General features: G+C 61.0%; 17 protein-coding genes and 1 riboswitch. Of the genes, 6 read left to right on the top strand and 11 right to left on the bottom strand.

Annotation, left to right across the window (positions count from 1 at the left end):
• Positions 1–100: 100 nt before the first annotated feature.
• The 3 genes from HCO70_RS10020 to HCO70_RS10010 are packed head-to-tail and all read right to left on the bottom strand — an operon-like array spanning position 101 to position 3,830.
• The gene (locus HCO70_RS10020; RefSeq protein ID WP_172295470.1) at positions 101–1,204 is read right to left on the bottom strand and encodes an ABC transporter ATP-binding protein; all 1,104 of its coding nucleotides are present in this window, start codon (positions 1,202–1,204) and stop codon (positions 101–103) included.
• Positions 1,205–1,206: 2 nt separating this feature from the next.
• Positions 1,207–2,613 carry a M24 family metallopeptidase gene (locus HCO70_RS10015; protein WP_172295468.1) on the bottom strand — a complete coding sequence of 469 codons (1,407 nt, stop codon included), beginning with the start codon at positions 2,611–2,613 and terminating at the stop codon, positions 1,207–1,209.
• Complete coding sequence (locus HCO70_RS10010) at positions 2,610–3,830, bottom strand: ROK family protein (RefSeq protein WP_172295466.1); 1,221 nt, start codon at positions 3,828–3,830, stop codon at positions 2,610–2,612. The genes HCO70_RS10015 and HCO70_RS10010 overlap by 4 nt, the downstream gene beginning before the upstream one ends.
• A gap of 241 nt (positions 3,831–4,071) precedes the next feature.
• On the opposite strand from HCO70_RS10010, the gene HCO70_RS10005 reads away from it, so the two are divergent.
• Together HCO70_RS10005 and HCO70_RS10000 are read left to right on the top strand one after the other, a co-directional pair.
• Positions 4,072–5,559 carry a M81 family metallopeptidase gene (locus HCO70_RS10005; protein WP_172295464.1) on the top strand — a complete coding sequence of 496 codons (1,488 nt, stop codon included), beginning with the start codon at positions 4,072–4,074 and terminating at the stop codon, positions 5,557–5,559.
• Positions 5,517–6,692 carry a M20/M25/M40 family metallo-hydrolase gene (locus HCO70_RS10000; RefSeq protein ID WP_371742179.1) on the top strand — a complete coding sequence of 392 codons (1,176 nt, stop codon included), beginning with the start codon at positions 5,517–5,519 and terminating at the stop codon, positions 6,690–6,692. The genes HCO70_RS10005 and HCO70_RS10000 overlap by 43 nt, the downstream gene beginning before the upstream one ends.
• A 77-nt stretch (positions 6,693–6,769) precedes the next feature.
• Here HCO70_RS10000 and HCO70_RS09995 read toward each other — a convergent pair whose 3' ends face one another.
• The 4 genes from HCO70_RS09995 to HCO70_RS09980 all read right to left on the bottom strand — a co-directional run bounded on the left by HCO70_RS09995 (position 6,770) and on the right by HCO70_RS09980 (position 15,829).
• Complete coding sequence (locus tag HCO70_RS09995; RefSeq protein WP_172295460.1) at positions 6,770–11,020, bottom strand: ExeM/NucH family extracellular endonuclease; 4,251 nt, start codon at positions 11,018–11,020, stop codon at positions 6,770–6,772.
• A gap of 506 nt (positions 11,021–11,526) precedes the next feature.
• Complete coding sequence (locus HCO70_RS09990) at positions 11,527–12,624, bottom strand: siderophore-interacting protein (protein ID WP_172295458.1); 1,098 nt, start codon at positions 12,622–12,624, stop codon at positions 11,527–11,529.
• On the bottom strand, positions 12,624–13,712 hold the full coding sequence (locus tag HCO70_RS09985; RefSeq protein ID WP_172295456.1) for an ABC transporter substrate-binding protein: 1,089 nt from the start codon (positions 13,710–13,712) through the stop codon (positions 12,624–12,626). Before HCO70_RS09985 ends, HCO70_RS09990 begins: the two co-directional genes overlap by 1 nt.
• Positions 13,706–15,829: a TonB-dependent siderophore receptor gene (locus tag HCO70_RS09980; RefSeq protein ID WP_172295454.1), complete on the bottom strand. Its 2,124-nt coding sequence runs from the start codon at positions 15,827–15,829 to the stop codon at positions 13,706–13,708. Before HCO70_RS09980 ends, HCO70_RS09985 begins: the two co-directional genes overlap by 7 nt.
• 158 nt (positions 15,830–15,987) lie before the next feature.
• Here HCO70_RS09980 and HCO70_RS09975 point away from each other — a divergent pair, with 158 nt between their 5' ends.
• From HCO70_RS09975 to iolE, 3 genes are all read left to right on the top strand, one after another.
• Positions 15,988–16,656: a TetR/AcrR family transcriptional regulator gene (locus tag HCO70_RS09975; protein WP_172295452.1), complete on the top strand. Its 669-nt coding sequence runs from the start codon at positions 15,988–15,990 to the stop codon at positions 16,654–16,656.
• A gap of 234 nt (positions 16,657–16,890) precedes the next feature.
• Complete coding sequence (iolG, locus tag HCO70_RS09970; RefSeq protein WP_172295450.1) at positions 16,891–17,898, top strand: inositol 2-dehydrogenase; 1,008 nt, start codon at positions 16,891–16,893, stop codon at positions 17,896–17,898.
• A gap of 127 nt (positions 17,899–18,025) precedes the next feature.
• A complete protein-coding gene (iolE, locus tag HCO70_RS09965; protein ID WP_172295448.1) occupies positions 18,026–18,931 on the top strand; it encodes a myo-inosose-2 dehydratase in 906 nt (301 codons plus the stop codon).
• A 360-nt stretch (positions 18,932–19,291) separates the two neighbouring features.
• Here the strand turns inward: iolE and metH are convergent, their stop codons facing one another.
• From metH to HCO70_RS09950, 3 genes are all read right to left on the bottom strand, one after another.
• A complete protein-coding gene (gene metH, locus HCO70_RS09960) occupies positions 19,292–22,021 on the bottom strand; it encodes a methionine synthase (protein ID WP_172295446.1) in 2,730 nt (909 codons plus the stop codon).
• Positions 22,014–23,063 carry a homocysteine S-methyltransferase family protein gene (locus HCO70_RS09955; RefSeq protein ID WP_172295444.1) on the bottom strand — a complete coding sequence of 350 codons (1,050 nt, stop codon included), beginning with the start codon at positions 23,061–23,063 and terminating at the stop codon, positions 22,014–22,016. The genes metH and HCO70_RS09955 overlap by 8 nt, the downstream gene beginning before the upstream one ends.
• A gap of 143 nt (positions 23,064–23,206) precedes the next feature.
• Complete coding sequence (locus HCO70_RS09950; protein WP_172295442.1) at positions 23,207–23,509, bottom strand: hypothetical protein; 303 nt, start codon at positions 23,507–23,509, stop codon at positions 23,207–23,209.
• A gap of 124 nt (positions 23,510–23,633) precedes the next feature.
• Positions 23,634–23,836: riboswitch (cobalamin riboswitch) on the bottom strand.
• 295 nt (positions 23,837–24,131) lie between these two features.
• Here HCO70_RS09950 and HCO70_RS09945 point away from each other — a divergent pair.
• Complete coding sequence (locus tag HCO70_RS09945; RefSeq protein ID WP_216665318.1) at positions 24,132–24,623, top strand: hypothetical protein; 492 nt, start codon at positions 24,132–24,134, stop codon at positions 24,621–24,623.
• Here the strand turns inward: HCO70_RS09945 and HCO70_RS09940 are convergent.
• On the bottom strand, positions 24,613–25,698 hold the full coding sequence (locus HCO70_RS09940; protein WP_216665317.1) for a GTP-binding protein: 1,086 nt from the start codon (positions 25,696–25,698) through the stop codon (positions 24,613–24,615). The genes HCO70_RS09945 and HCO70_RS09940 overlap by 11 nt on opposite strands.
• Between the last annotated feature and the right edge of the window lie 22 nt (positions 25,699–25,720).

Raw genomic sequence — 25,720 nt, 5'->3', positions numbered from 1 at the left:
GCCGGCTCTCTTCCCGGCCATTTTCTATGTTTCCGCGGCCAGGCAATAGAATACCCGCCACACTTGCGCGTGACGGGTCTGCAATTGTAAGGCTTGGCGCTCAGCGGCCGGGTTTCAGCACCTTCTCGGTTTCAGGATCAATCAGGTGCATCCGCGACAAATCCAGGCTGAAGGTAACCTTGTCGCCATGGTGCCCGGTAAAGCCCGCGGGCATCTTGGCGCAGGCGTTGACCTCTCCCACAGGGAAGAACACCAGTGTTTCCGCGCCAAGCGGTTCCAGATAATCGATCTCGGTGGTCAGATCGCCATAGCCGTAGGCGCCGGCCTCGCCGATGGCCTCGGGGCGCAGGCCCAACAACATCTTCTTGCCGACCGCGGCACCATAGGTCGCCTGACGGTCCGCCGGCAGCGTCACCACAGTGCCGTTCTCCAGCCGCGCCTGCAATCCGCCGTCGCCGCGATCCACTGTCACCGGGAAAAGATTCATTGCCGGAGAGCCGATGAAGCTGGCGACGAACAGCGTGTCCGGATGGTTGTATAGCTCCTGCGGCGGGCCGACCTGTTCGATCTTGCCGTTGGACATCACTACGACGCGGTCCGCCATCGTCATCGCCTCGATCTGGTCGTGGGTAACGTAGATCGTGGTGGTCGGGATCTTCTGGTGCAGGTGCTTGATCTCTGCACGCATCTGTACCCGCAACTTAGCGTCTAGGTTCGACAGCGGCTCATCAAACAGAAATACCTTCGGGTGCCGCACAATGGCACGGCCCATGGCGACCCGCTGACGCTGGCCACCGGACAGCGCCCGGGGCTTTCGTGCAAGAAGTGGCTCAAGCCCCAGGATCCGCGCGGCATCGGCGACGCGCGTCTTGATTTCGGACTTGGGCATCCGCTGCTGCTTCAGCCCGAACGAGATGTTGTCCTCTACCGTCATATGCGGGTAGAGGGCATAGTTCTGGAACACCATCGCTATGTCGCGCTCCGCCGGGGCAAGATCGTTCACGCGTTTTTCGTCGATCAGCAGGTCGCCCGACGTGATCTCTTCCAGACCCGCCACCATGCGCAATGTCGTGGACTTACCGCAACCGGACGGACCGACCAGCACGACGAATTCCTCGTCGCGTATCTTAAGGTCGAAATTGGTGACGGCCTGCACGCCCTCGCCATAGGTCTTACCGACAGTGTTAAGCGAAACGGTGGCCATGGTCAGTTCTCCAGATCGGGCGAAAGCGTCAATACGCGGTCCGGCTCGGACCATTCGGGTGGTAGCCAGAGTGGGGTGTTCGACAGCGGTAGGACTTCCGGTGCCAGTTCGAGACCAATGACATCGGAAACGAAGGCGCGCCGCGCCTCGACGCGGGCATAAAGCTCTGGGTGAAGCTCTGCGAGTTTCCCGCACAGTTCCTTATCAGCGAAGACCACCGCATCTTCGCAGTTCAGCGCCTGTCCCTTGCCGAGCGGGCCGGGGATCACATCCACCTGAAAGGCCATGCCGGAACGGATCTTTTCGGTCGAACCCGGCCGGATCGCGCTGTGTGTCCATTCGTCGTAACCCAGCAGGTGGCCGGGGTTCAGCGCCGGTTTCAGCCCGCCCTCAGCCAGCGCGGCGGTCACGGCATCATGGATCTCGCCGCCGGTCACGCCGATGCGGGCCGTCTTGTACCAGGTGACCAGCGCGTTGAAGTAGGTATGGCAGGCATCGAGGAACCCGGGCGCCGCCGAAGCGCCGCTCAGCATCCCCGCACGAGAGGACAGGGCACCCCAATAGCCCACAGCCGTGGTAACCCCGCTTCCAGCCGTCAGCCGCTTGGCCGTGGGGCTGCGCAGGCCGACCACGCGCCCTGTCTCGTCGGCGGACGCCATCATCATGTGGCACGACAGGGGCTCGCCCTGGTAACCCATCAGCCCCGCTGCCTCGAACTCCGTCATACCGGGCCCCGTGCCCTCGACGATCCGCCGCACGGCGGCAGAGGCACGCGCGGCGGCCCATTCGAAGACTGCGATCTGGTCCGCATCCACCACCGCGCGTTCGCCGGTTTCGGGATGCATCAGGATCGGCGTCGCTTCCACCAGTTTGTCCGTTCCGCCCACTGCTTCACGGACAGCAGCCAGAATGTTGTGGGGCAGGACAAAGCCGGCGCCTTCCTCGGGCGTAAGGTATTTCCAGCCGACAAGGCCGACAGTCTGTCCCGGCTTCAGGCCGATTTCCCACAATACCGGGGCAAGGGCAGGGGCCACGCTGCGATCCTGACCCATCAGCGACAAACTCTGGCACAAGTGCAGGTCCAGCCCGTCAAGCCGCGCAAGTGGCGCATAGTCCATCGTCTCGTTACCAACGACCAGCGCCCGTAGCCCGTTGCGCCCCAGCACGAGCAGCGCCTCCTCGAACCGCGGTTCGATGCCTGTAAGGTGCAGCATGTTGGCCACGTGCTCGCGGTCCGCGTAGACAACGACCCAATCCGTGCCGGCACGCGCCAGCAGGCTGTCAGCGCGCCGGGCATAGGTTTCTCGCGGGATCTGAGGCAGGGCCGCGGGGATGCCGAAATCGGGCAGCGTTATGCGCCGAAGCGTGCAGGCAGGAGTGCCGCCGGTTATCGATTCGGCTTTCGTCATAAAGTCTCTCCGCTGGTTGCGAGGGAATTAAGGGGTTCGCGCTGCTGCGGCGGCGCCCAGGGTGCGTGTTCCAGGGCCGCGAAACCGGTGCAACCTTCCAGAGCGATGGCGACGCCGCCCAGCGGCCGTTCCCGGTTCTCTTCCATTCCGACGGTAAAGCGCAGGTCGACCAGCAGCTGTGGATGGATCAGGTCTTTCAGCGCCTCGTGCAGTTGCCGCTCGATATGCGGGTACATCGCCGCCATACCGCCCGACAGAACTACGTCGGGCAGGCCGGTCACGGATACCGAATTGGCCAGCCCCATTGCCATTGCGTCGATGTAATCCTTCATGATCCCGGTCATGCGCGGATCGCCGGCCTCGACCAGCCGCACGATATCGGCAAATTCGTCAACCTCGATCCCGGCCTCGCAGACGATCGCCATCATCGACCGGTTTGAGACATGGGCGTCGAGGCATCCATGCGACCCGCAGATACAGTTCCGCCCGCCGCGCATGATTTTCTGGTGGCCGATCTCGCCGGCAAATCCGCCATCGCCACGGCAAAGCTCACCGTTATAAACGAGGCCTGCGCCCACACCTGAATCGCAGAGCACCAGCATGAAGCTGCGGTCGCTCGGCGGGTTCTTCAGCAGAATTTCACCCAATGCGGCGCCGTCTGCGTTGTTTCCGATGAAGACGGGCACTTCGGTTTCGGACATCAGCTGCATCTTGGGATTGAAATTCGACCAGTCGAGGTTCGGCGAGTGCCGCACCGTCCCATCTGTCTGCACCAGGCCCGGCACAGTGATTCCGACGGCGCGCAGTGTCGCTTCTTCCAACCCGGCCGAAATCATCAAGCCGACGATTCCAGCGTGGATGCTGCGGCCGATATCGTTGACGTTCTCGGCCATCGGGCGTGACAGCACAGCGCGCGGTTCTCCGGCCAGGTCCGCCAGCACAAGGCGGATCTCCTTCGGGCGCAGGTTCACTCCCACGACCAGCCCGCCGGCGGAAGAGATCGCGTAGCCCTCGGACGGGCGGCCACGGCCGCCGGAATGACGGCGTTCGACGCGTTCGATCAGGCCCAGCTTTTCGAATTCGCGCAGTACGGTCGATACGGTCGACTTGTCCGCCTCGGACATTTCGACGATTTCCCGTTGGGTCGCGCCCGGCGTTGACCGGACGGCGTGAAAGATGCGGGTTGCATTCCGGTGGCGGACGGCGATCTGAGACATGGAGCCTAATTTTTACGACTTCTGTAAAAAATAGATCGTGACTTGCGGAAGAGGTCAACCCCGCGATGGTTTGACACCTTACAAAACTGGTGATTTCGCCATTTTCTTAGGCGGAATTGAATCTGTTCATTCGGCGAATACGTGCTGTTTTCACCTATTTTTCTCCAATTTTTCCGATGGATGCTTGACTCCGGCGAATGCCGGAACCTTTTAATCCGATATCAGGAAAAAAGGAGCTGTCATGCGTCGGATCGCGGTAATGGGCATGTCGAATGAGACCATGCTGGCCTCTCCCGGTCATATCGACCTGTCGACCTCGCTGTTCTGGCGGGGCGAGGAAATCTTTGGGGAAGAGCTTTTCCTGATGCGCGGCGTGCTTCAGCGCCTGAGAGAGGAACCGGACGTGGAAATCGTGCCGATCATGCTGGTGCGCTGCCGCGCGACGCCGGTCTTTTCCCGCGCGCAGTTCGACGAAGTGAAGGGCGAAATACTGGAACGCCTCGCCGCCGCCGGCCCTCTGGACGGTGTGGTGGCCGCCAATCATGGCGCAATGGAGGTCGAGGATGGCGAATCCACCGCCGACACCGAACTGATGACTGACGTGCGCAGGATCGTAGGGACGGACGTTCCCATAACAGTGGGACTCGACCTACATGGCCACGTCACACCTGGCTATTTGAATCAGGTTGATGGATTCGCGGTCTACCGCACTGCGCCGCACCGGGATGACGGTGAAACCGGCTATCGCGCCGCCGATCACCTGATGCGGATCATGGCTGGGGCCAAACCGCGCCACGCCGCGGTTCACATCCCACTGTTCCTGCCCGGTGAAACCGCGATGACGATCTATCCGCCGGCTGACGAGCTTTATGCAATGCTGTCGGACTACGACGCTATGGACGGGGTGGTAGAGGCGAACCTGTTCATAGGCTTCGCCTGGAACGACCTGCCCTGGGCCGGCATGCACGCACTTGTCACCACGGACGGCGATGTTGATCTGGCGCGCAAGCTGGCACAGGACATCGCCGCCAAAGTCTGGGCACGGCGCAGCGAGTTCGGCCTCCAGATGCCCAGTTACGAGGTGGAGGAGGGGTTGCGGAAAGCGATGGAAATGCAGCCACCCGTCCTGCTCAGCGATTCCGGAGACAACGTCACTGCAGGCGCATTCGGCGACCTGACGCTGGTCCTGCAGCAGGCGCTCGACATGCCGGAGCTGGAAGACATCGTGATCGTCAACATCGTCGCCCCCGGCTTAGTCGATCAGGCCCGGCAGGCCGGGGCTGGTGCAATGATCGAGGTCGATATCGGCGCCGAGCACCTGTCGCGCCCCGCTACCCACCGCAAAACGGAGGCCGAAGTTCTTGCCACTGGCGCAGAACTGAACCCACCCGGCGTCTTCCGCGGCTCCTCTGCGCCATGGGCGGTGCTGAAAATCGGCCACGTGACGGCCAGCTTCCATCATTCGCGCCTCTCGATCAACTCGCCGCAATTGCTGGAAGCGATGGGGATCGACAGCGCCGCGCACCGTCTCTACGTCTACAAGGTCGGCTACCTGCACCCGAAACTGGAGGATCTTGGCTTCGGTCACGTGTTGCTCTTGTCCGATGGCACTTCGAACCTCGATCTCACGAAGCTCGACTATCACCGCATCGTTCGCCCGGCCTATCCCTTCGACCCGGATATGACATGGTCGCCAGAACAGGGCCTGTACGACGACGGGCGCGGCTGATGGCCGAATATGCTGCGCTTCCCTTTGACGCAGAGGTAATTCTTGCGGGCGTAAGGCCTTGGGTCACCTGCGAAAGCCCGTCATGGGATGTTGCCGCCGTAGAACACATGTTGGCTATTGCCGCCGCCGACATGGCGGCGATGGGCGCGCGGATTAGGTCTCTGCCCACGGAGTACGGCCGCGCCGGCTGCGTTCTCGCCGATTTCGGCCCCGAAACGCACGCGCCCGGGATCCTGATCCTCAGCCACCTCGATACGGTCCATCCCCTCGGCAGCCTCGCCGGCGCCGTTCCCTGGAGACGCGATGGCGACAAGGCCCACGGCCCCGGCCTGTTCGATATGAAATCCGGAGCCTATCTGGCGCTAGAGGCCCTGCGACAGCTATCTACTGCAGGCATTTCGCCAAAGCTTCCGGTCCGGGTCATGATGACCGGCGACGAGGAAAGCGGCAGCGTTCCGGCGCGGCCGCGGATTGAGGCACAGGCGCGAGCGGAGAAATACGTTCTTGTTCCGGAAGGCGCGCAGCCCAACGGGCACCTTGTAACCGGCCGCTTGCCGTCCGCCCGGTTCCGCATCTTCCTGCACGGCCGCCCGTCCCACGCTCTGTTGCAGAAGGAGGAGGGGACCTCTTCCATCCTCGCCATGGCCACGCTGTTGCAGCGGATCGAGGCGATGACGGACGGCGAGACCGCACTTACCGCAAGCATCATCCAGGCAGGCCAGGCGGTTTCGTCCGTGCCCCTGACCTGCATGGCCGAGGTGGTCTGCGTCGCTCCAGACGACGACAAACTCGACGCGATCGAAAAGCGCATTCGTGCGATGGCGACGGAACTCCCCGGTATCCGGCCAGAAATCGACCGAAAGACCCACCGCCCCACATGGTGGCCCGGGCTGAAGGACCGGCAGCTTGCCGATCTGGCAACAAAGCTAGGCAGGGGCATTGGCCTGGATCTGGAATTCGACATGCTCGCAGGCGGATCCGACGGCAATTTCACCGGAGCAATCGGAGTGCCGACACTGGACGGCCTCGGCCCTGTCGGCGCCGACGCCCATCAGCTGAGCGAGCATATTTTCGTGTCGAGTATCGTGCCACGGGGCAGGCTGCTTGCAGGGCTGATCGCCGAACTGGAGTGATGCCGCCGGGCTGAAACTAGATTGCTTGGTATTTGGCGCGGCCCGATGGCCGCGCCGTATCGTTCGGGTTGCGCCCGTCAGGTGAACGCAAACTCGTCCGTGCCGAAATCGAGCCCCACGATCAGCGGATCATGGTCCGAAGAGGCATAAACCCCGTCATTGTAGAAATCGGCGTTGTTGTAGGTGCTGTCATAGCCGATCAGGTCCGGTTCATCGGCGTTGATGTGCCATTCGGTGACACCAGTGACATTGTCCGCCATCGAACCGTCCGCCAGACCCTGGTCCAGTGTGCCTTGCATTCCGTCGAAGACATAGGAATAGGCCTCGTCCTGGCCGATGAAACTGTCGATCAGGTCGGTCAGTCCGGCATCGTCGTCGAGATATTGAACCGCGTCTTCTTCGGCATAGGAGTTCAGGTCGCCCAGCAGCAGATAATTGCTGACCCCGACGTCGTTGTACTCGGTAGAAATCCACTCGGCCAACTCCATCGCCGCGTCCAGCCGAACGCCGTTCCAGAAGCCCTGACCATCGCCCTGGTCGAAGTTGGCGTCGGCATACAGTTGGTTGAGCAGGTCCGAAACCGCGTCGTAATCTGCGGAACCGCCGTTGTTCGCCAGCCAGCTTTCCGCCGCATCCGCAACGTCCTGCAGGTCGCTGTCGCCCTTCGACTTGAAGTGCGAGGATACGATGGTGAAGGTCTCTCCGGTAGCATTGTCCTCGAATGTCGCAGCGACCGACGGGCGGTTGCGCTGGTAATCGTCGAACTCGGCGCCGACCAGCGCGGCCAGAGCGGACGCGATGGCATAGGTGGCGTCGGCGGAACTCTCCTCGAACACCAGGTAGTCGCTGTAGATCAGCGTCACCGCCGAGCTGTCATAGATGATGCCGGTCGTGATCGCGTCGGTACCGATGAAATCGCCGATCCCGGTCGGGTCGACAAAGGCATAGGTGGCGCTGGTCCCCTCGGCATTAAGCAGATCAACGAGCGTGCCGATGGCGGTGGTGCCGTTGTTCTCGATTTCCTGCAGCGCGAGAACTTCGGCGCCGGTGCCAATGATGCCGTCGACGATCTTGGCCGACTGCCGGTCGAATTCTTCCTGGTTGTCGGCGCCGCGCGGATCCAGGTCGCCGCCCGGGCCGGTCCCGCCCGAGAACGTGGTGAAGAAGTTCAGCACGTTGTACGACGCAACCTGCAGCGAACCGCCCACATCCTCCGGACTGCCCTCGCGGGTACCGGAATTGGTTTCCTCGACGAAGGTCATGGTCTCGGATACGTTCAGCGTCCATTCGTCGTAGGCAAAGGTCAGAACGCCTTCGACGCTGCCGTCGACCTCGGCGCCAAGCCGGACGGTGGTGCCGCCGTCGGAAAAGTCGTCGCCGCTGTCGAGGATACCGTTGCCGTCGTCCCCTGCGCCGCCCGGTAGGTAGGCAAAGCTGTCGGGGTTTTCGGTCGAGGATGCGTCATCCAAAAGCAGCCGGGCATTCGCATTGGCCTGGTTCAGCGCTGCGACCTCTGCCGCCTGGGTCTGGGCGTCGTATATCTGCGTGGCCTGGGTCTGGGTGCCTGCCGAGATTGTGATCTGGCCATAGCGGTCGAGGTTGAAGTTCTCGATCACCGTGAGCGCGTCGCTGTTTCCGGTGGTGACCGACAGCCTCATGCCTTCGACGCTTTCATAATCTTGCACAGTGTCGGGCGACAATGCGATGACGGTCGCGGCAGGCAGTTCATAGTCCGACGCAAGGATCTCGATCGACGATACCGAGGTGATTTCTGTCAGCCCATAATACTCGGCAACCGTGCCGGTCGCTTCGACGAGGTCGCCAAGCGTCACCGCGTAGCCGCCATTCGTGTAAACGAAGATCCCTTCAGATGTCAGCAGGCTGCCGTCGCTCTCCAGGTCTTCTTCCTGGAGGAAGAACCCGTCATCGGTGATCATGGTCACCACGGCCGAAACGGTCACCGCCATTCCGACCATCGCCGACTCTGCCACTTCGCCCTGGATTGCCGAGATCAGCGTGACTTCGGGCTCTTCGCCGCCGTCGCCGGAGGCATCGGGATCAGAGGTCACTACGACATTGTCGATGTAGAGCGCCTCGTCGGCCGAGTTGCTGTCCAGTTCGACCACAAGCTGTACCGAAGAGATCTCGTCGCCAATTGTCGCCGACAACGTCTGCCAGCTGCCTTCAATCCCAAGGTCGTCGATATCCTGACCGGTGGTATCCAGCAGCGACACGATGCCCTGATCGGTCATGACGTAGATGTTCGCCAGGTCATCCGCTTCCCAGCCGGTCTCTTGCAGGAAGGCATCGAGCGAGATGGTGACCTCTCCCACGGCGGACAGGTCGATCTCGTCAAAGCTCAGCCGCAGCAGCCCGTCAGCATCGGAAAGCTCGTAGCCCTGGCTGCCATCGGTGAAGCTTCCGACGACACCGGTGTAATCCTGCACGCCGACGAAATCGGCATCTGACAGACCGACATCCTCGCGGCTGTTCACCCAAGTCAGGTCATAGCCCAACAGCCCAGCAGACGCCTCGGTACTGTCGACAGAGGCAAGCCCGTCGATATTCGGGACCTCCACTTCGTCACCTTCGGCCACGAAGCCATCGGCCGCGCCGTCGAAATCGTACTTGCCGCCGGTCGCCTCGGTTTCGAAGCTTTGTGTCAGCTGGAACACTTCCTTGACCGCGACATTGTCGAGATACAGCGTCTCGGACGAGGAATTGCTGTCCAGCTCAACGATCAGCGTCGCCTCGGTCACATCGGCCGCCAGCGTCGTGCTCAGGGTGGTCCAGCTATCCTCGATACCCAGATCGTCGATATCGGTGCCGCTGGTGTCGAGCAGGGCCACGGTGCCTTGATCGGTCTCGATGTAAACGCGGATCAGGTCGTCTTCTTCCCATCCTGTCTCGTTCACGAAGGTGTCGAGCGAGATCTTGACGACTGTATTCGCTGCGCGTGACGACAGGTCGACCGTGTCAAAGGTCAGTCGCAGCAGCCCGTCGGCGTCCTGCATTTCGTAGCCCTGCACACCGTCGGTGAACTGGCCGACATCGCCTGAATAGTCAGTGACGCCGATGTAGTCGCCATCCGATATCCCCTCATCGTCGCGCGTGTTCACCCAGCTCAGGTCAAAGCCCAGTAGACCGGCCGAGGCGTCGGTACTGTCGACGGCAGACTGGCCGGCGAAGTTTGGGAGATCTACCTCCGCCCCGATCTCCACCAATTCGCCATCGGCGCCGTCGAACTGGTACTGGCTTGCGGCGGTTTCGGTCTCGAAGCTCTGGGTCAGAGCGATCGGGTCCCAGAGGTCGCTGACCGAAACCGACAGGGCGGTGCTGTCGGTGGCACCGAATTCGTCAGTCACGGCGACCGTCAGCTCATAGATGTTGTCGCCATTCGCGTCTGCGGGAGCTTCGAAATCCGGCGTGCCGGCAAAGGCGATCTCGCCTGTGTTCGAGTCGATCGAGAACAGCGCTGCGTCGGCGCCATCCAGGCTGTAGGTAAGCACCGCGCCCGCGTCGACATCGCTGGCGCTGACATCGACAGGCACGGCCGTCTCGCCCTCTGCCACGCTCACAGCGGCATCCGAAATCATCAGAACCGGCGCGTCGTTGCTGCCGGTCACGGTGACCGTGACGGTGGCTACATCGGTTCCGCCTTTGCCGTCATCTACGATGTAGGTGAAGCTGTCGATAATGGTCTCGCCCTCGGCCAGCGCGTCGAACGCGGCGCCCGGGTCGTAGGTGATCTCGCCGCCGCTGAAGCTGACGGTCGCGCCAAGCGCGGAAGTTCCGTCGACTGCCGCGATAAAGATCGCGTCGCCGTCGAATTCCAGGTCATTTGCCAGCAGGTCGGTCGCGGACAAAACTGTGGCGCCATCCTCGTTCGCCGCAGCGTTGTCATCCCCAGCCAGAACGGCGTTGTTGCGGCCATCAAGGTACAGCGTGAAGTCATCCGCGCGGAAATACAGGGCCTCGACATTCGTCAGCGTATCGACGGAGTTGATTTTTCCGTCGCTGTCATATCCGGTGACCAGGGCGGTGCTCGCTTTCAGGCCGTTCGCCTTACCCCCGGACACACCAAAGAAACTCATCTCCACGTCGCGGATCGACCCGTCATACAACACCGTATCGAAGTCACGGCCGCCGTCGATCCAGTCGAGTCCGAGCGAGGCGACAATCGTGTCGTTGCCTTTCAGGCCGAAGATCAGTTCAGTCTTATCCGTTCCCGACAGGGAGTCGTCGCGCCGGCTGCCGATTTCGAGATTGACCGGAAAGCGCGCCAGCGCCGCGCCGAATCCATAGGACTGAAATGATTTGTAGAACATTATGACCCCCTGTGCGTTCTGCCCGGTCTGCATCCCATCGCTGGGTAACAGCCACATGAATTTACTGTTGCGATGTGAAGGAAGTCTGTCTGAAAAGCCGGAGTTATGAAACCGAAGATTGACGGAAGTGGAACGTTCTGGGTATCGTCCGCTGCGAAATTTTCTATTCAGTCGTCAATATTGTAGGATGGAAATATATCTAGCTTTGTACGGTGGATATTGAAATAAAAAGTCCTGATACTAAAAATACGTTGAAAATTTCTGGTGAAAAAAAATAGTAATTTATTATTTAAATCTGATGGATCACGTGCCGATGGAAATCACGAAGATTGCTCGCGCCATGAGTGCATAGCAAAACCTTAAGTGGAATCCGCACTTAACACACGCCGTCGACATCTCAATATTCCCGGTTGCGGGACATACTTGCGGGCGTGTGCCGGCTTGCTTGCTTAACCGCTTCAGTTCCCATTCTACGCCGGAAAAATCCTTGCCACAGGAGTATGAACCTAGTCGCGGATTGCACTGCTTCCGGCTGCCGCAATATCCGGTTCGCTCATCCCGTTCCGCCAATGCGCAAAGGCAACCGTGTTACTCGCCGGAATTCCAAGGTCGCGTACGGCCCGCCGCATCGAGCGGAACGCGCCATATTCGGCACCGCACCAGAACGCGCATTGCTCGCGATCTGTCGGCCAGTCAATTTCGGCAAAGGCCTTTTCAAGCAGATTTGAAGTGCCCGGGGAGACCCTGCCGCGCCACAGCCACCGGACTGCCATACCGTCCGGTGCCGACAGTTCCTGTTCGTCTTGTGGACCTTCAATCTCGATCAGCGCCACGCCCTCCGCGCCCCGGTCCAGCGCCTCAAGGCAGCGTGCGATCCCCGGAAGTCCGGTTTCATCGCCGGCGAGTACCTGGAATGGCGCCCGCACTAGGCCCCGCGCGGCGGGACCGATGAAGCCGACGCCATCACCTGGCTCCGCTCCGTGCGCCCATCTTGTGGCAGGCCCGTCATGATCGCCGAGAAAGAAATCGACAGCTAGTCGGCTCGCTGCCAAGTCTACCGACCGAACCGTGTAGACACGCGTGTCCAGCGCCGCGTTTCCGTCCGGCCACCGAATCTGCCCTGCATCGGTCATTACCGGCCAGTCCGTAGGGATGCCCCGCCCACGTTTGAAGAACAGACGGCTGTGCAGCTGTTCGACCGTGTCGTAGCGGGTCAGATCGTCCCCGGAAAACCAGATCCGGCGCATGCGCGGCGTGATCTGCTCGGTGTTCGTTACCTGCAATAACTGCAGTTGTGGCGGCAGCGTATCGCCCGCCATATCGCCCTCCCAATGGATCTGCGGCGCAGCCTCGCGGGCATTGAAATCGATCAGGCTCGTTACCGAGTAGCGCATCGAATTCAGCGATGCGGCGTCCCGGCAGTTTATCGTCACGTCCAGCCGGTTGCCGCGGATCTCCAGCGCGACTTCGCTGCCCGGGCCGGCGATGGCCCGTTGGGGACCTTCGCGGCGCACGGGCAATTGATGCGCCTCAAGTGCGTCGAGAATTGTCGGGAAGTACCGATCCGCGTCCGGAAATTCGATCCGGGCATATGTTTCGAGCATTAGTCATCTTCCAGCGATAGCCACAAGGGGCCTGGCAATGGGTGGGCGAAGTAGTGATTCAGATCGTTCAAAGTCTTGGCGGGGGCGAGGTCGGCGCAGTTTTCCGGATGCATCCACTGACCCAGGCATTCGGCAAGAACCGGGACCAACAGAGGTGACGAGATCAGGCCCGACCAGATGCCGTGAACACGGCCATTTAGCACTGCAGGTGAGACTTTCAGAGCCGCGCGTGAGGCTGCTCGCCGCAGACCTTCACGCCCCTTCGCCGGATCTAATCCCGGGCCGATTCCGGGCTGCCGGTCAGGGGCAAAGCTGCCGCCAGTCGCAACGTAGACTTCGGGTTCTAGCGAGATTAGCCCTTCCTCGGAAAGCTGCCCGCCCCAACCGTCGGAACCGGCCAACAGGGTGCCCCCGGCCATGTCGAACAGATCGCCCCAAAAAGCGCTTCCGGCAGCCCAGCAACAATCGTCGAAGGTCGACATGATCTCCATGTAAACCCGCGGCTTCGGGCCGACCGCGGCACAGGTGCGAACTGCGTCGAAACGCGACAGGCCCAGTTCCGCTACCTGTTCGGCTCTGGCCGTCTGCCCCAGTACCGCGCCCCAGAATGCCATCGCGCGCGTCAGCGATTGGTCCGGCGGCAGCGCCAAGTCGTGGCCGCTGGTCCAGGCAACGGGAATGCCGGCGGCCTGTAGATGTTGCGCCAGTTTCGATCCGCCGTCAGGCGGCAGCATGTAGGCGCTGGCGACCACGAGATCCGGGTCCAGCGCCAGGATGCCCTCGACAGAGACCGTGTCGGCGGACAGCTTGCCCACCTCCGGAATATCCAGCTTCGGCAACACGCCGGACTTGCCCAGATCCAGCCGCGCCACGCTGGACCAGCCCACGATCAGTTCGGTCGGGTTCGGTACGAGCGCCGCGATGGAATAAAGGTCGGTCGCGTCGAGCAACACGATCCGTCGTGGCGGTGCCGCAAGCGCAATCCTGTTGCCCAGTACATCCACCGCCTCGACGTCACCCGCGCGCACAACCGCTGGCGCAGCCAGGAACGCCGCCCCCGCCACCAACAACCGGCGCCGTGTCACCATGTCTTGCGCAGTCCAGCCGTCACGATGCGGCCCTCGCCGTACTGGCAATAGAAATTGTAGCTGCAGCTCGAATAGTAGGTCTCGTCGAACAGGTTGCGCACGTTCAGTGTCGCCTCCATCCCGTCGAGCGCCGGATTGGCCTGGCCGAGGTCGTAGCGTATCGCAAGGTCGACCAGCGTATAACCGTCGGCCTTCACGGTGTTGGCGTCGTCACCATAGCTGGAGCCCACGAAACGCACCCCGCCGCCCAGTTCGAACCCGTCAAGCGAACCTTCGAACGCGTAGTTCAGCCAGATCGACCCGAAGTACTCCGGAACCGCCTGCGGGCGGTTGCCAATGATGCTGGCATCGGTCGATTCCGTAACCTCAGTATCCAGCAGCGTCAGCGCGCCGATCAGTTCCAGCTGCGGCGTCACCTGTCCACGCGCTTCGAATTCCAGGCCCCGGGACCGGACCTCGCCAGTCTGGATCGAGAACCCGGGAACGCTGCCAGGCGTCAGAACGTTTTCCTGCGTGATGTCAAAGGCCGACAGTGTGAACAGCGCATCGATTCCTGCCGGCTGGTACTTCAGGCCCAGCTCGAACTGCTCGGACCGGGTTGGAACGAAGGGATCGCCGCCGGCATCGACGCCGATCACCGGCTCGAAAGAGGTCGCGTAGCTGACATAGGGTGCGACGCCGCTGTCGAAGAGATACAATAGCGCGGCGCGATAGGACGTGGCCTCCGAGTCCTGCGTGGTTGTCACGACCGCCAGCCGGTTCTCGCTTTCGGTTTCGATCCAGTCATGCCGCGCGCCCAGCACGGCGCGGAATTTGCCGAACGACAGCTGATCTGTGACATAAATGCCGGTTTGCCAAGTGGTCTGCAGGCTGTCGGAGAGCGGCACAAACGGGCCGGGCACGCCGCCATAGACCGGCGCGGTGACGTTGAGTATCGGTGCAAGCGCGTAGGCATACTGCCAATCGCTTTCGTTCCGCATCAGATCGACCCCGGCGAGCAGCCGGTGCGAGACCGCACCCGACGCGAAGGTGTATTCCAGATTGGTGTCCCAGGCGAAGCCCTTGATCTCTTCTTCGGACATCACTGCCAGGCGTGTCAGATCGCCGGTGGCCGAGATCGGCGCAGCCATTTGGATTCCCTGCATGTCGGCCTGAACGTTGGCAAAGCGCAACTTCGACCGAAGTGTCAGGTTTGGCGCAACGCCGTGCTCAAGTCCCGCGTAGACACCCCATTGCGTCCTGTCGAAGGAATCGAAATCCGGATCACCAACGTTCAGGTCACGATTGAGTTCGTCCGCGAAGTCCGGCGCAAGGAAGGTGGGGTAGATCGAATTGAAATAACCGCCCTCGGGGTCCGACTGCCAGTAGGCGCCGAATGTCAGCCGGGTCCGGTCGCTCGGTTGCCAGACCAGGGTCGGCGCAAGCGCATAGCGCGCTTCGTCCACGTCGTCATAGCGTGAACCCGCGCCGCGCCCCATGGCGGCAAAGCTGTATTGCAGCGACCCGTCCTTGGCGAGCACACCGTGTTGCTCGAATCCCGCCTGCACCCGGCCATAGCTGCCGAATTCCAGCCGCGCCTCGCCGCCGGTGGTTCCGTCCGGGCTCCGGGAAACCATGTTCACCAGCCCGCCTGGATTGCCATAGCCGTAAAGTAGTGCTGAAGGTCCTTTCAGCACGTCCACACGGTCCAGTACGAACGGGTCGATTGCGGATTGCGCAAAGGCCTGACCTCTAGGAAGGCGCAGCCCGTCAAGAAACGACACGAATTGCGAAGCCGTTCCGAACCCTCCGAAACCACGCAAGAACACACTGTCGTACCGGGTCGAGGCATCGACCTCAGAAAGCACGCCGGACGTATAGCGCAGTGCCTGGCCAACCGTCTGGGTGTTCTGGTCGTCGAATTGCTTACGCGTCAGCACGGTCAGTGCCTGCGGAGTCTCGACGACGGGCGTGTCCGTCTTCGTTGCCGACCGCATCTCGGGCAGCGCGTAGGAGTTCGACGTGTCGGCCACGTCCGCTTCCAGCACGATGGTCCCCAGATAGTCGTAGTCCTGCGCGATGCCCGCTGTTGCCACCCAGCAGATCGCGGCCGCCAGTGCCGAAACTTTCCCCAACATCGCGCGTCTCCGTTCCTTGCGTCCAAGACAGCGCTACCAAAACGGGACAGTAACGTCCAGATAAATCCTGATAGAAACAATAAGAAATATACGGACATTGTCGGACAGCGCAAAATCCGCGCATAGTCCCCTAAACTATCTGGAAGAACCGAACAGGCATGCAGACGTCACAGGCAAAGCGACCGGCACGCGGCGGGAGGCCGACCAAGCGCGAGTCCGAACGGATCGCGGCCGACATAGTGGACGCCGCTCGGCATCTCTTCGTGACGCAGGGCTTTTCGGCGACGACTATGGAGCAGGTGATCGCTCGGTGTGGCATCGGCAAGGACACGCTGTACCGTCGCTTCGCTACCAAAGAAGATCTCTTCGCTGCGGTAACCGAAATGGCACTTGCGCGCACCATTGACTGGCTAGAAGCAGCCGAAGCTGAAAGCCCGTCGCAGCCTCTGGATCGCGTGCGTCATCTCGCCCGCTGGTTTCTCGATGCCAACTTGGACCCGCAACTGCTTGCCCTAAAACGCGAAGCATTCATCGAAGCGATGCGCGCGCGGCCGCTCGCGGGCGAAGACCCCTTCACACCTCGCCTCGCTAAAGCCATCGCAGAAGCCGACGCCAAACGCCAATTGCACGCCCCCGATCCCAAATTTATGGCCTCGCAGCTCATCGCGGCGGTTGTACTTGGGCCCAGCAACTCGGCGCTTATGGGCGACATGGCGCTAGAAGATTCCGAGGCGCGGGATGCCTGGTTCGAAAAAGCATGGGCTCTGTTCGTAGAGGGCGCTGGTGTGGGCGAAACCTCCAAGCAATCTGACCGGGCGAACCAGTAGCGCTTAAGCGCATGGCCAGCCGCACAGCAGTTACGATGCGTATACTTCGGCGACAAAAATCCGGACTTTGGAATGGGGCAGGGCGGCCACCGAGCCACAATGTGACGAGATCCTGCCCGAGGCGTGCGACGGCTGTATACTAGCCCCGTCCTCAAGCGCTATGACCGGAACGCTGGACAATCTCGACTGTCACGCCGCCGGGGCCTGCCCCGGAACTGGAGGGAGGACCCGACAATGACCGTGAAATTTGCAATCCTCGGTGCCGGGCGGATCGGACAGGTCCATGCAAGAGCTATCGCGTCAGTTCCCGGCGCGGCATTGGTGGCCGTGGCCGACCCCATCGCCAAAGCTGCCGATACTGCCACCGCCGCGTATGGTGGCGAGGTCCGCACCATCGACGCGATCTTGACGGCGGAGGACGTGGACGCTGTGGTCATCTGCACCCCCACTGACACCCACGCTGACCTGATCGAGCGAAGCGCCAGGGCCGGCAAGGCGATCTTCTGCGAAAAGCCCGTGGACCTCGACGTTGCCCGCGCCAGACGTGTCGTTGAAGTTGTCGAAGAGGCCGGCGCCACCCTCATGGTCGGCTTCCAGCGCCGTTTCGATCCAGATTTCCGTGCGCTCCGCGCGGAGGTCGACCGTGGCACGATCGGTGAGGTCGAGATGGTCACAGTGATGTCTCGCGACCCCGGAGCGCCCCCAATCGACTACATCAAACGGTCCGGGGGCATCTTCCGCGATATGACGATCCACGACTTCGACGTCGCCCGTTGGATGCTCGGCGAGGAAGTGGCAACGGTCATTGCCGCCGCCTCCAATCTGGTCGATCCCGAAATCGGCAAGGCGGGCGACTGGGACAGCGTCAACGTCATCCTGACCACGGCCAGCGGCAAGCAATGTACCATCAGTAATTCCCGCCGCGCAACCTACGGCTACGATCAGCGGATCGAGGTGCACGGCAGTATGGGCAGCATCGCGGCGGAGAACACGCACAAGGCGCGGGTGACCGTAGCAAACGATACAGGCTACACCCGACCGCCGCTGCTCGACTTCTTCATGACCCGCTACACCGCTGCCTATGCCGCCGAGATCGCCCATTTCGTAGACGCGCTCGAAAGCGGCAGCCCCACGGCGACCACCGGGTACGATGGAGTTATGGCCCTTGTTCTGGCCGAAGCGGCCGTCCGCTCGGTGGACGAGGGCCGCACCATCAAACTGTCGGAGGTACTCCTGACATGATGATCCAAGATCCGATCGGGAGAGTTCCCGGCATTCAGGGCGAAACGCCAGCCGTGCCTGAACGGCACGCGATCCGCACGGCCCGCGCCGGTAACATGGCCAGATTTCCACGGCAGAGGGCCAACTGATGGCAGTCCAAATAGGCATATCTCTGATCGCCTGGCAGAACGACGACCTGCCGGATCTTACTGCGGCATTCACCACAGAAGGTGCGATGGAGGATGCTGGCAGGATTGGCTATGCCGGCGTCGAACGCGGCCGCAGGATGCCCGCCGACACCGACGGCCTGCGCGAATATCTTGACCGCCACGGCGTGTCACTCTGCGGGGGCTGGTTCTCTGGCGAAATGCTATCGCGTTCCATTGACGACGAAAAAGCCGCAATGGCAACGCAGGTTCAGCAGTTCGCCGCGCTCGGCGCGCCCTGCATCGTTTACGGCGAGTGCTCAAACTCAATCCAGGGAGAGCTGGCAATTCCTGTCTCGCAACGGCCCAGGCTTTCGCGCGACGAGATCACCAGCTTCGCCGGCCGCATGACCGAACTGGCCAAGTGGAGCGCGGGGCAGGGAATGCCACTGGCATATCACCACCATATGGGCAGCGTGATTCAGGCGGCGGAGGATATCGACTGGCTCATGGATGGGTCCGGTCCCGATCTGACCCTTTGCTTTGATACCGGCCACCTGCTATTCGCCGGGAGCGACCCGTTAGCCGTCCTCGACAGGTGGGGCGAGCGGGTGCATCACGTCCATTTCAAGGACGTGCGTCCGGTGGTTCTGGACTGGGTTCGTACCGAGGACAAGAGCTTCCTCGATGGCGTCCGCCACGGCGTTTTCACCGTTCCCGGCGACCCGGACGGCTGCTTCGACTTTGGGGCAGTGACCGACCGTCTGGCGCGTATCGGCTTTTACGGCTGGATTGTAGTCGAGGCAGAACAGGATCCGGAAAAGGCCCCGCCTTTCGAGTATTCCAAATTGGGCTTTGAACACATCAAGAAGATCTGTGCCGCCTCGAAGCTGGTAGTCGCAGGGTAGGGCGCGAATTAAGCAGCGCGGATCCCAGTGCCAAAGAAAGGCATAGTATCAACCGCGCAAACCCTGACCACAAATTGTTACAGCTCAGGCGGGCCTGCCCGAAGTTGCCCTGCAATTCGGAAAGAGGATGATGCGACCCGTCAGGCACAGTGAGCAAAAAGGTTCGATGTCTCCAGGTAGTTGTTAGATCAAAAATGATCTTTGGAGTTTCGAACGACAGCCCGGTGCATTCGTCGTCGCTCAATAACCGAATTTCTGCTTTGACGGATGACAGGTAATTGAGGTCGAGAAAGGCGAGGGAATGGTGGCCGCTTCAGGTCAAGCGACGGAAGTTTTCAGGTCCTGGCAGCAATGTCAGGTTTATTCCGCCGCTATCGTCATCGAAGCATCCGGGCGGTAATTCAGGATCGGCGCGAGCCATCGTTCGGCTTCTTCCAGTTCCATCCCTTTCCGCGCCGCATAATCGGCTACTTGATCGCGTTCGACCTTGGCAACACCGAAATAATAGGTGTCCGGGTGGCCGATGTAGAGGCCAGAGACGGAAGAGCCAGGCCACATTGCCATGCTCTCAGTCAGTTCCACCCCTGTGGCGGCTTTCGCGTCCAGCAGGTCAAATAGGGTCCGTTTCTCGGTATGATCAGGCTGTGCGGGATAGCCCGGGGCTGGGCGGATGCCGCGATACGGCTCGCCAATCAGTTCGTCAGGCGCAAACTGCTCGTCAGGCGCATAGGCCCAGAACTCGCGGCGCACGCGCTCGTGCAGCATCTCAGCCATGGCCTCGGCGAACCGGTCGGCAAGGGCCTTGACCATGATCGCGCCGTAGTCGTCGCCGGCTTTCTCGAACCGCTCTGCCAATTCGGCCTCTTCCGGTCCGGCCGTCACCACGAAACCGCCGACCCAGTCTTTCACGCCCTCCGGCGCAACGAAATCAGCGAGGGCAACGTTCGGGCTGTCCTTCCGCTTTGATGTCTGCTGTCGCAGCGTGTGAAGCATCGCGAGCTCTTGTGTTCGTTCCGGATCACGGAAGAGACGGATGTCGTCCCCGTAGCGGTTCGCGGGCCAGAATCCGACGACCGCGCGGGGGCCGAACCAGGATTCCCCGATGATTCGCTGCAGCATGGACTGCGCATCCGCCAGCAAGTTGCGTGCAGCCTCGCCGTACTTCTCATCGTCGAGGATGCGGGGATAGACGCCTTTCAATTCCCACGTCTGGAAGAAGGGCGTCCAGTCTATGTAGCGGGCGATCTCGGCCAGGTCCCAGTTGTCTACCACCTTTGCTCCGGTGAAGGCCGGCCGCGGCACAGAGTAATCGGTCCAGTCGATCTTCAAGGCGTTCGCCCGGGCAGCGGCAAGCGGCAGTCGGGATTTGGCCCGTTCGGCGCGCTCATGGCGATCGGCCACCTCCGCGTACTCAAGCCGGATGCCGTCGATGTAGTCTTGTTTCTGGGTCTTGCTCAGAAGCGACGAGACCACCCCTACGGCCCTACTGGCGTCGGTGACATAGATCGCCTGGCTGCGGGAATAGCGCGGCGAAATTTTGACCGCCGTATGCACTCTGGAGGTCGTCGCCCCGCCGATCAGCAAGGGAATGTCAAAGCCTTCCCGTTCCAGTTCCGTGGCAAGGTGAACCATTTCGTCCAGAGACGGGGTGATCAGGCCGGAAAGGCCTATGATATCGACATTACGCGCCTTTGCCTCTTCGAGGATCTTCTGCGGCGGCACCATCACGCCGAGGTCAATGATCTCGTAATTGTTGCAAGCCAGGACCACGCCGACGATATTTTTGCCGATGTCATGCACGTCCCCCTTCACGGTAGCCATCAACACTGTGCCGGCAGTTTCTTTTCCACCGCCTCCGCTGAGCCGCTTCTCCTCTTCCATGTAAGGAAGCAGAACGGCGACGGCCTGTTTCATAACACGGGCCGATTTCACCACCTGCGGCAGGAACATCTTGCCGGCACCGAAGAGATCGCCGACCACGTTCATTCCCGCCATCAAGGGTCCTTCAATTACGTCCAACGGCTTCTCGGCCATTTGGCGCGCTTCCTCGGTGTCGTGGTCGACGAATTCCGTGATGCCGTTTACAAGAGCGTGTTCCAACCGCTTTTCTACAGGCCAGTCTCGCCAGGCGAGATCGCGTTTCTTCTCTTCGCGCTTGTCGCCCTTGTAGCGCTCGGCGATGTCCAGAAGGTTCTCGGTCGCGTTGCCGCCGTTGGCGGTCGATCGGTTCAGGACAACATCCTCGCAGGCTTCGCGCAGGTCGGCGTCGATCTGGTCGTAAACGGCAAGCTGGCCCGCGTTTACGATCCCCATGTCCATCCCTGCCTTGATGGCGTGGTAGAGAAAGACCGCGTGCATCGCTTCGCGCACCGGTTCGTTGCCGCGGAAGCTGAAGGACAGGTTAGAAACGCCGCCAGAGATGTGGCAATGCGGCAGGTTCTGTCGGATCCAGCGCGCCGCCTCGATGAAGTCGACACCGTAGTTGTCGTGCTCTTCGATGCCGGTCGCGACTGCAAAGATGTTGGGGTCGAAAATGATATCCTCGGGAGGAAACCCCACGCGCTCCGTCAGGATCTTGTAGGCTCTTGCGCAGATCTCGGTCTTGCGCTCGAAACTGTCGGCCTGACCTTCCTCGTCGAAGGCCATGACGACCACTGCCGCCCCGTAGGCGAGGCAAAGGCTTGCATGGTGCAGGAACACCTCTTCGCCTTCCTTGAGCGAGATCGAGTTGACGACCGGCTTGCCCTGCACGCATTGTAGACCGGCTTCGATCACATCCCACTTCGAACTGTCGATCATCACCGGGACCCGGGCGATGTCCGGTTCGGCAGCGACCAGGTTGAGGAAGTCGATCATCGCCTGTTTGGAGTCGATCAGCCCCTCGTCCATGTTAACGTCGATGATCTGAGCGCCATTTTCGACCTGATCGCGAGCGACGTCGAGCGCGGTGGCATAGTCGCGGTTAGTGATCAGCTTGCGGAACTTGGCAGAGCCGGTAACGTTGGTTCGTTCACCGACGTTCACGAAGGGTATGTCCTTCGTCAGCACGAATGGTTCGAGACCCGATAGTCGGAGTAGCGGCTCACGCATCAGCCATCTCCCAGATGTTGCGCGGGGCGTAGGCGCTAACACGCTCGGCGATTTCGCGGATGTGGTCCGGCGTGGTGCCGCAGCAACCTCCGACCACGTTGACCAGGCCTTCCTTGGCAAAGACCTCGACCTTGCGGGCGGTGTCTTCGGGCTCTTCGTCATACTTGCCGAAGGCGTTAGGCAGCCCGGCATTCGGATAGGCGCAGACCAGGGTATCGGCGGCGCCCGCCAGTTCGCTCAGGTGCGGACGCATGGCGTCCGCGCCGAGTGCGCAGTTCAGACCGACGGTATAGGGCCGCGAATGGCGGACCGAGTGCCAGAAGGCCGTAGGTGTCTGACCGGAAAGCGTACGGCCCGACGCGTCTGTGATCGTGCCGGAGATCATGATTGGCAGGCGTGCCCCATGCTCGGCAAATGCCTCGAAACAAGCGAAGATCGCGGCCTTGGCGTTCAGAGTGTCAAAGATAGTCTCGATCAGGATCAGGTCCGCCCCGCCGGCGATCAGCCCGCGGATCTGCTGGCCGTAGGCGATGCGGAGATCGTCAAACGTCACGGCACGGTAGCCCGGATCGTTTACGTCCGGGCTGATCGAAGCGGTCCGGTTTGTCGGACCGACAGCGCCGGCGACCCATCTAGGCTTGCCATCTTCCGCCGTCGCGCGGTTCACAGCCTTGCGCGCGATGCGGGCCCCCTCGGCATTGAGGTCATGTACCGCTGCTTCCATTGCATAATCAGCCTGGGCGATGGTCGTGGATGAGAAGGTGTTCGTCTCGACGAAATCCGCGCCTGCCATGGCAAAATCGTAGTGAATCGCTTCGATCGCGTCAGGCTGCGTCAGGATAAGGAGGTCGTTGTTGCCCTTCTGCGGAAGCTCAGAGTGATAGGCGCAGCTGCGCCCTCCTTGGCCGCGAAATGCGTCCTCATCCAGTCCGAGAGACTGGATCTGGGTACCCATGGCGCCATCCAGAAAGAGAATGCGTTCCCGGGCGACCCGGTTCAAATCGGCAATGTTTTTGGCTGGCGGAACAGTAAAGCTGCGCATCTCGGGCTCAATGATTTCAAGCCTTTTAGTTATGCAATTGCAGCGCGCAGATCAAATTCATCTTTTGCGACAGGATTATGAAAATCCCTCATAATCCTGTCGCTCTGCCCATGCTTCTAGCTGAATCCGTAGCTGTTTTTCGGCTAGAGCATTCGTCTACGCTCGTGCGCACCGCCCCGGCGACGTCGCTCGGGCAGATCGAGGTCGAGCGGTTCGATCCGCCCGGAGAGCGATCTCCGGACCAGATCGCAAAAAGCCCTGATTGCAGGATCAGTTTCGCTGAAGGGTTCTGCCAGGTTTAGGGCCCGGGCCGTTTCCTCCGGATAGCAGGCCTCGGGGCTCAGCCAAGCAAGCCATTGCAGGAACCCAAGTTTGCCGAGTTCATTGGCCCGCTCAGGGCTCTCCGCCCGGCATTGCAAAGAGGTGATTGTTCTTTCCAGCAGCATTGCGCCCTCCGCACGAAGAGACAGGGCCGCAAACGGCAGGACAATGATGTCGGTGGACTGAAACTATCCATCTCAAGACCTCCGCCCCCGTGGCGCCCCGACCGGTTCATGGTGACTGCGACGCGATCAAAGCGCCGGAGATGGCAGGTCTCCTGACTCGCGGGTCTATGCTGTCCCGAACCTTCCCGGACTCGTGGATCCAGTGGTGTCAATCGGGACCGCTCTCCGCCTACAGTTGCGGGGGCAGTCGCGGCATTGGGCAGAACCCGCACCGCGTTCCCTTTCTGGCCGTCGGTTTCGGGCGGTACCATCGGAGCGATGCTTTGCACGGAGTACGGCTATTGTAAACGACCTTGTTGCGCTCATCCTGTGGCTGCGAACATAAGACGCGGAAAGCTCGGCCATATGTCATCCGAAGATGATCAAGTAAAATCGAAAAACAGCCAGCGAAGGTATCCGCCTATGGGTTGTTTCCCGCCTGATCGCATCGTCCACCTCACGGAAGAAACCGTAGAGACACTCGATCTACTTGGACATGAGTACCGGATCGTCGGCATATAGGGTTATACGGTGCGGCCAAGGCGTGCGCGTCATGAGCCCCCCCCGGTTCTCCGCTTTCACCTTGGCCGAAATTCCGAGGATCATGGTGCTCGAACCGGACCTGGCACTCACATTCTCCGACCTTCAGGCCGACGGCACGGCACATCTGTTGCGCCAGGGCGTCACGGGTATTGGCGCCAATTCGCGTGGCATCGCAGGGATCTTCGCGATGATCCGCATGCTTGGGGCGTTGACCGGATGTGAAGTGGCTACCTCGAACCTGATCGCCGGTTACCAGCGCCCATTGACGGAACTGGCGGCGGCTACAGAAGGCCGGAAACGACCAATCGTTTATCTCGAGGACCGGCCAGGCTGGGAAATGATTCCAGCGGTCAGTAGCAGTCGCATTATCGAAATCAAGTCGCCCCTCATCTTGCAGCCCGATCCGGCCGCATTGACCAACGGGCTGGATGCAATCCGTCGCTGCGCAGCGAGGCTAACGAAAGATCGTCCTATGAGTGAACACACTGCGGCGGAATTGTCCCCGGGACTTATGCTCCGCGTCAGTTCCTGAGAAATGCCTGAAAGCCGGTGACCAGAGAAGCCTTTGGCGTATCGCAAAGCTGGGCGTACTGCCGGCGCAACTCCGACTCGTCCAGATTTGTCCCAATCACCACCAACCGATTTTCAATCGAACCCGCGGGCCATTTTTCAAGGCGGTAGATCGGATAGAGACGATGCTGTACGGCATGGACCACCGCTGGCGACCCGGGATGATCTTGTAATGCCAATAGGCCCTTGATCCGGAGCAGGCCATTCTCCGACGAGGTGGTCAGACTGATGAGAAACTGATGCAACCTGTCGGCCGGTAGCGGCGAGTCGCTCGTTAGTGGAACAGCCAGGACCTTTCCATGACGGTTGAGGTTATGGAAATGTCTGCCGTGACCGTGTTGGTCGGTCTCATCCGCCAGCCACCTATCCACGTTTTCGCCTTTTCCAAAGGCTGAATAGCTGCCTGGTACAAGAAGTGCGGCAGGGTCGAAATCCATCGCTGACTCGTCATGCACTGTCAGGTTGCCGTTCATTGCCCGCAGGCGTTCTGGCCAGTCGCCTGCGGGCATTTCTCCTGTTCTGGTCAATACGGCATGATCTGAAAACGCGATCTGGCGCAGGCTCTCGGGATGTGCGTCGAGCGCGGCCGATATGCTCTCTACATTCACAACGGTAATTACGCCGGACAGTCGAAAGGCGCGCGCAACCATGTGATCGCCAAGCGACATTGCTCTGGTCCCGCCGGGAATCAGGCTGTTGATGATTGGCGCCGGATCTGCGAGGCCCGTCGTTTCGACAATGACGCGAGAAAAAGGTGGCAGTTGCCCGTTCTGGCGGCCAACAAGCAGCTCTTCGAGCGATGAGCGAAGATCGCTGCCAACAGTACAGCAGATGCAGCCGGTAGTGGTAACGACCGGCCGCTCTCGCCCTTCGCGAACCAGGTCATGATCGACAGGGACGAGACCGAACTCATTGATGATGATCGCGGTATCGTGAAACACCGGATCCTTGAGAATGCGGTTCAACAGCGTCGTCTTCCCGGCGCCCAAAAACCCGGTCAGCAGAAAGACAGGGATCTGATCCCTAGAGACGATCACGACAGTTTCCTAACTGAAGTTT

This window comes from Pseudoruegeria sp. HB172150 (assembly GCF_013184805.1).
Taxonomy (GTDB): domain Bacteria; phylum Pseudomonadota; class Alphaproteobacteria; order Rhodobacterales; family Rhodobacteraceae; genus Psychromarinibacter.
The sequence above is the reverse complement of the archived record's forward strand: the minus strand, read 5'-3'. Positions and strand labels throughout refer to the sequence as shown.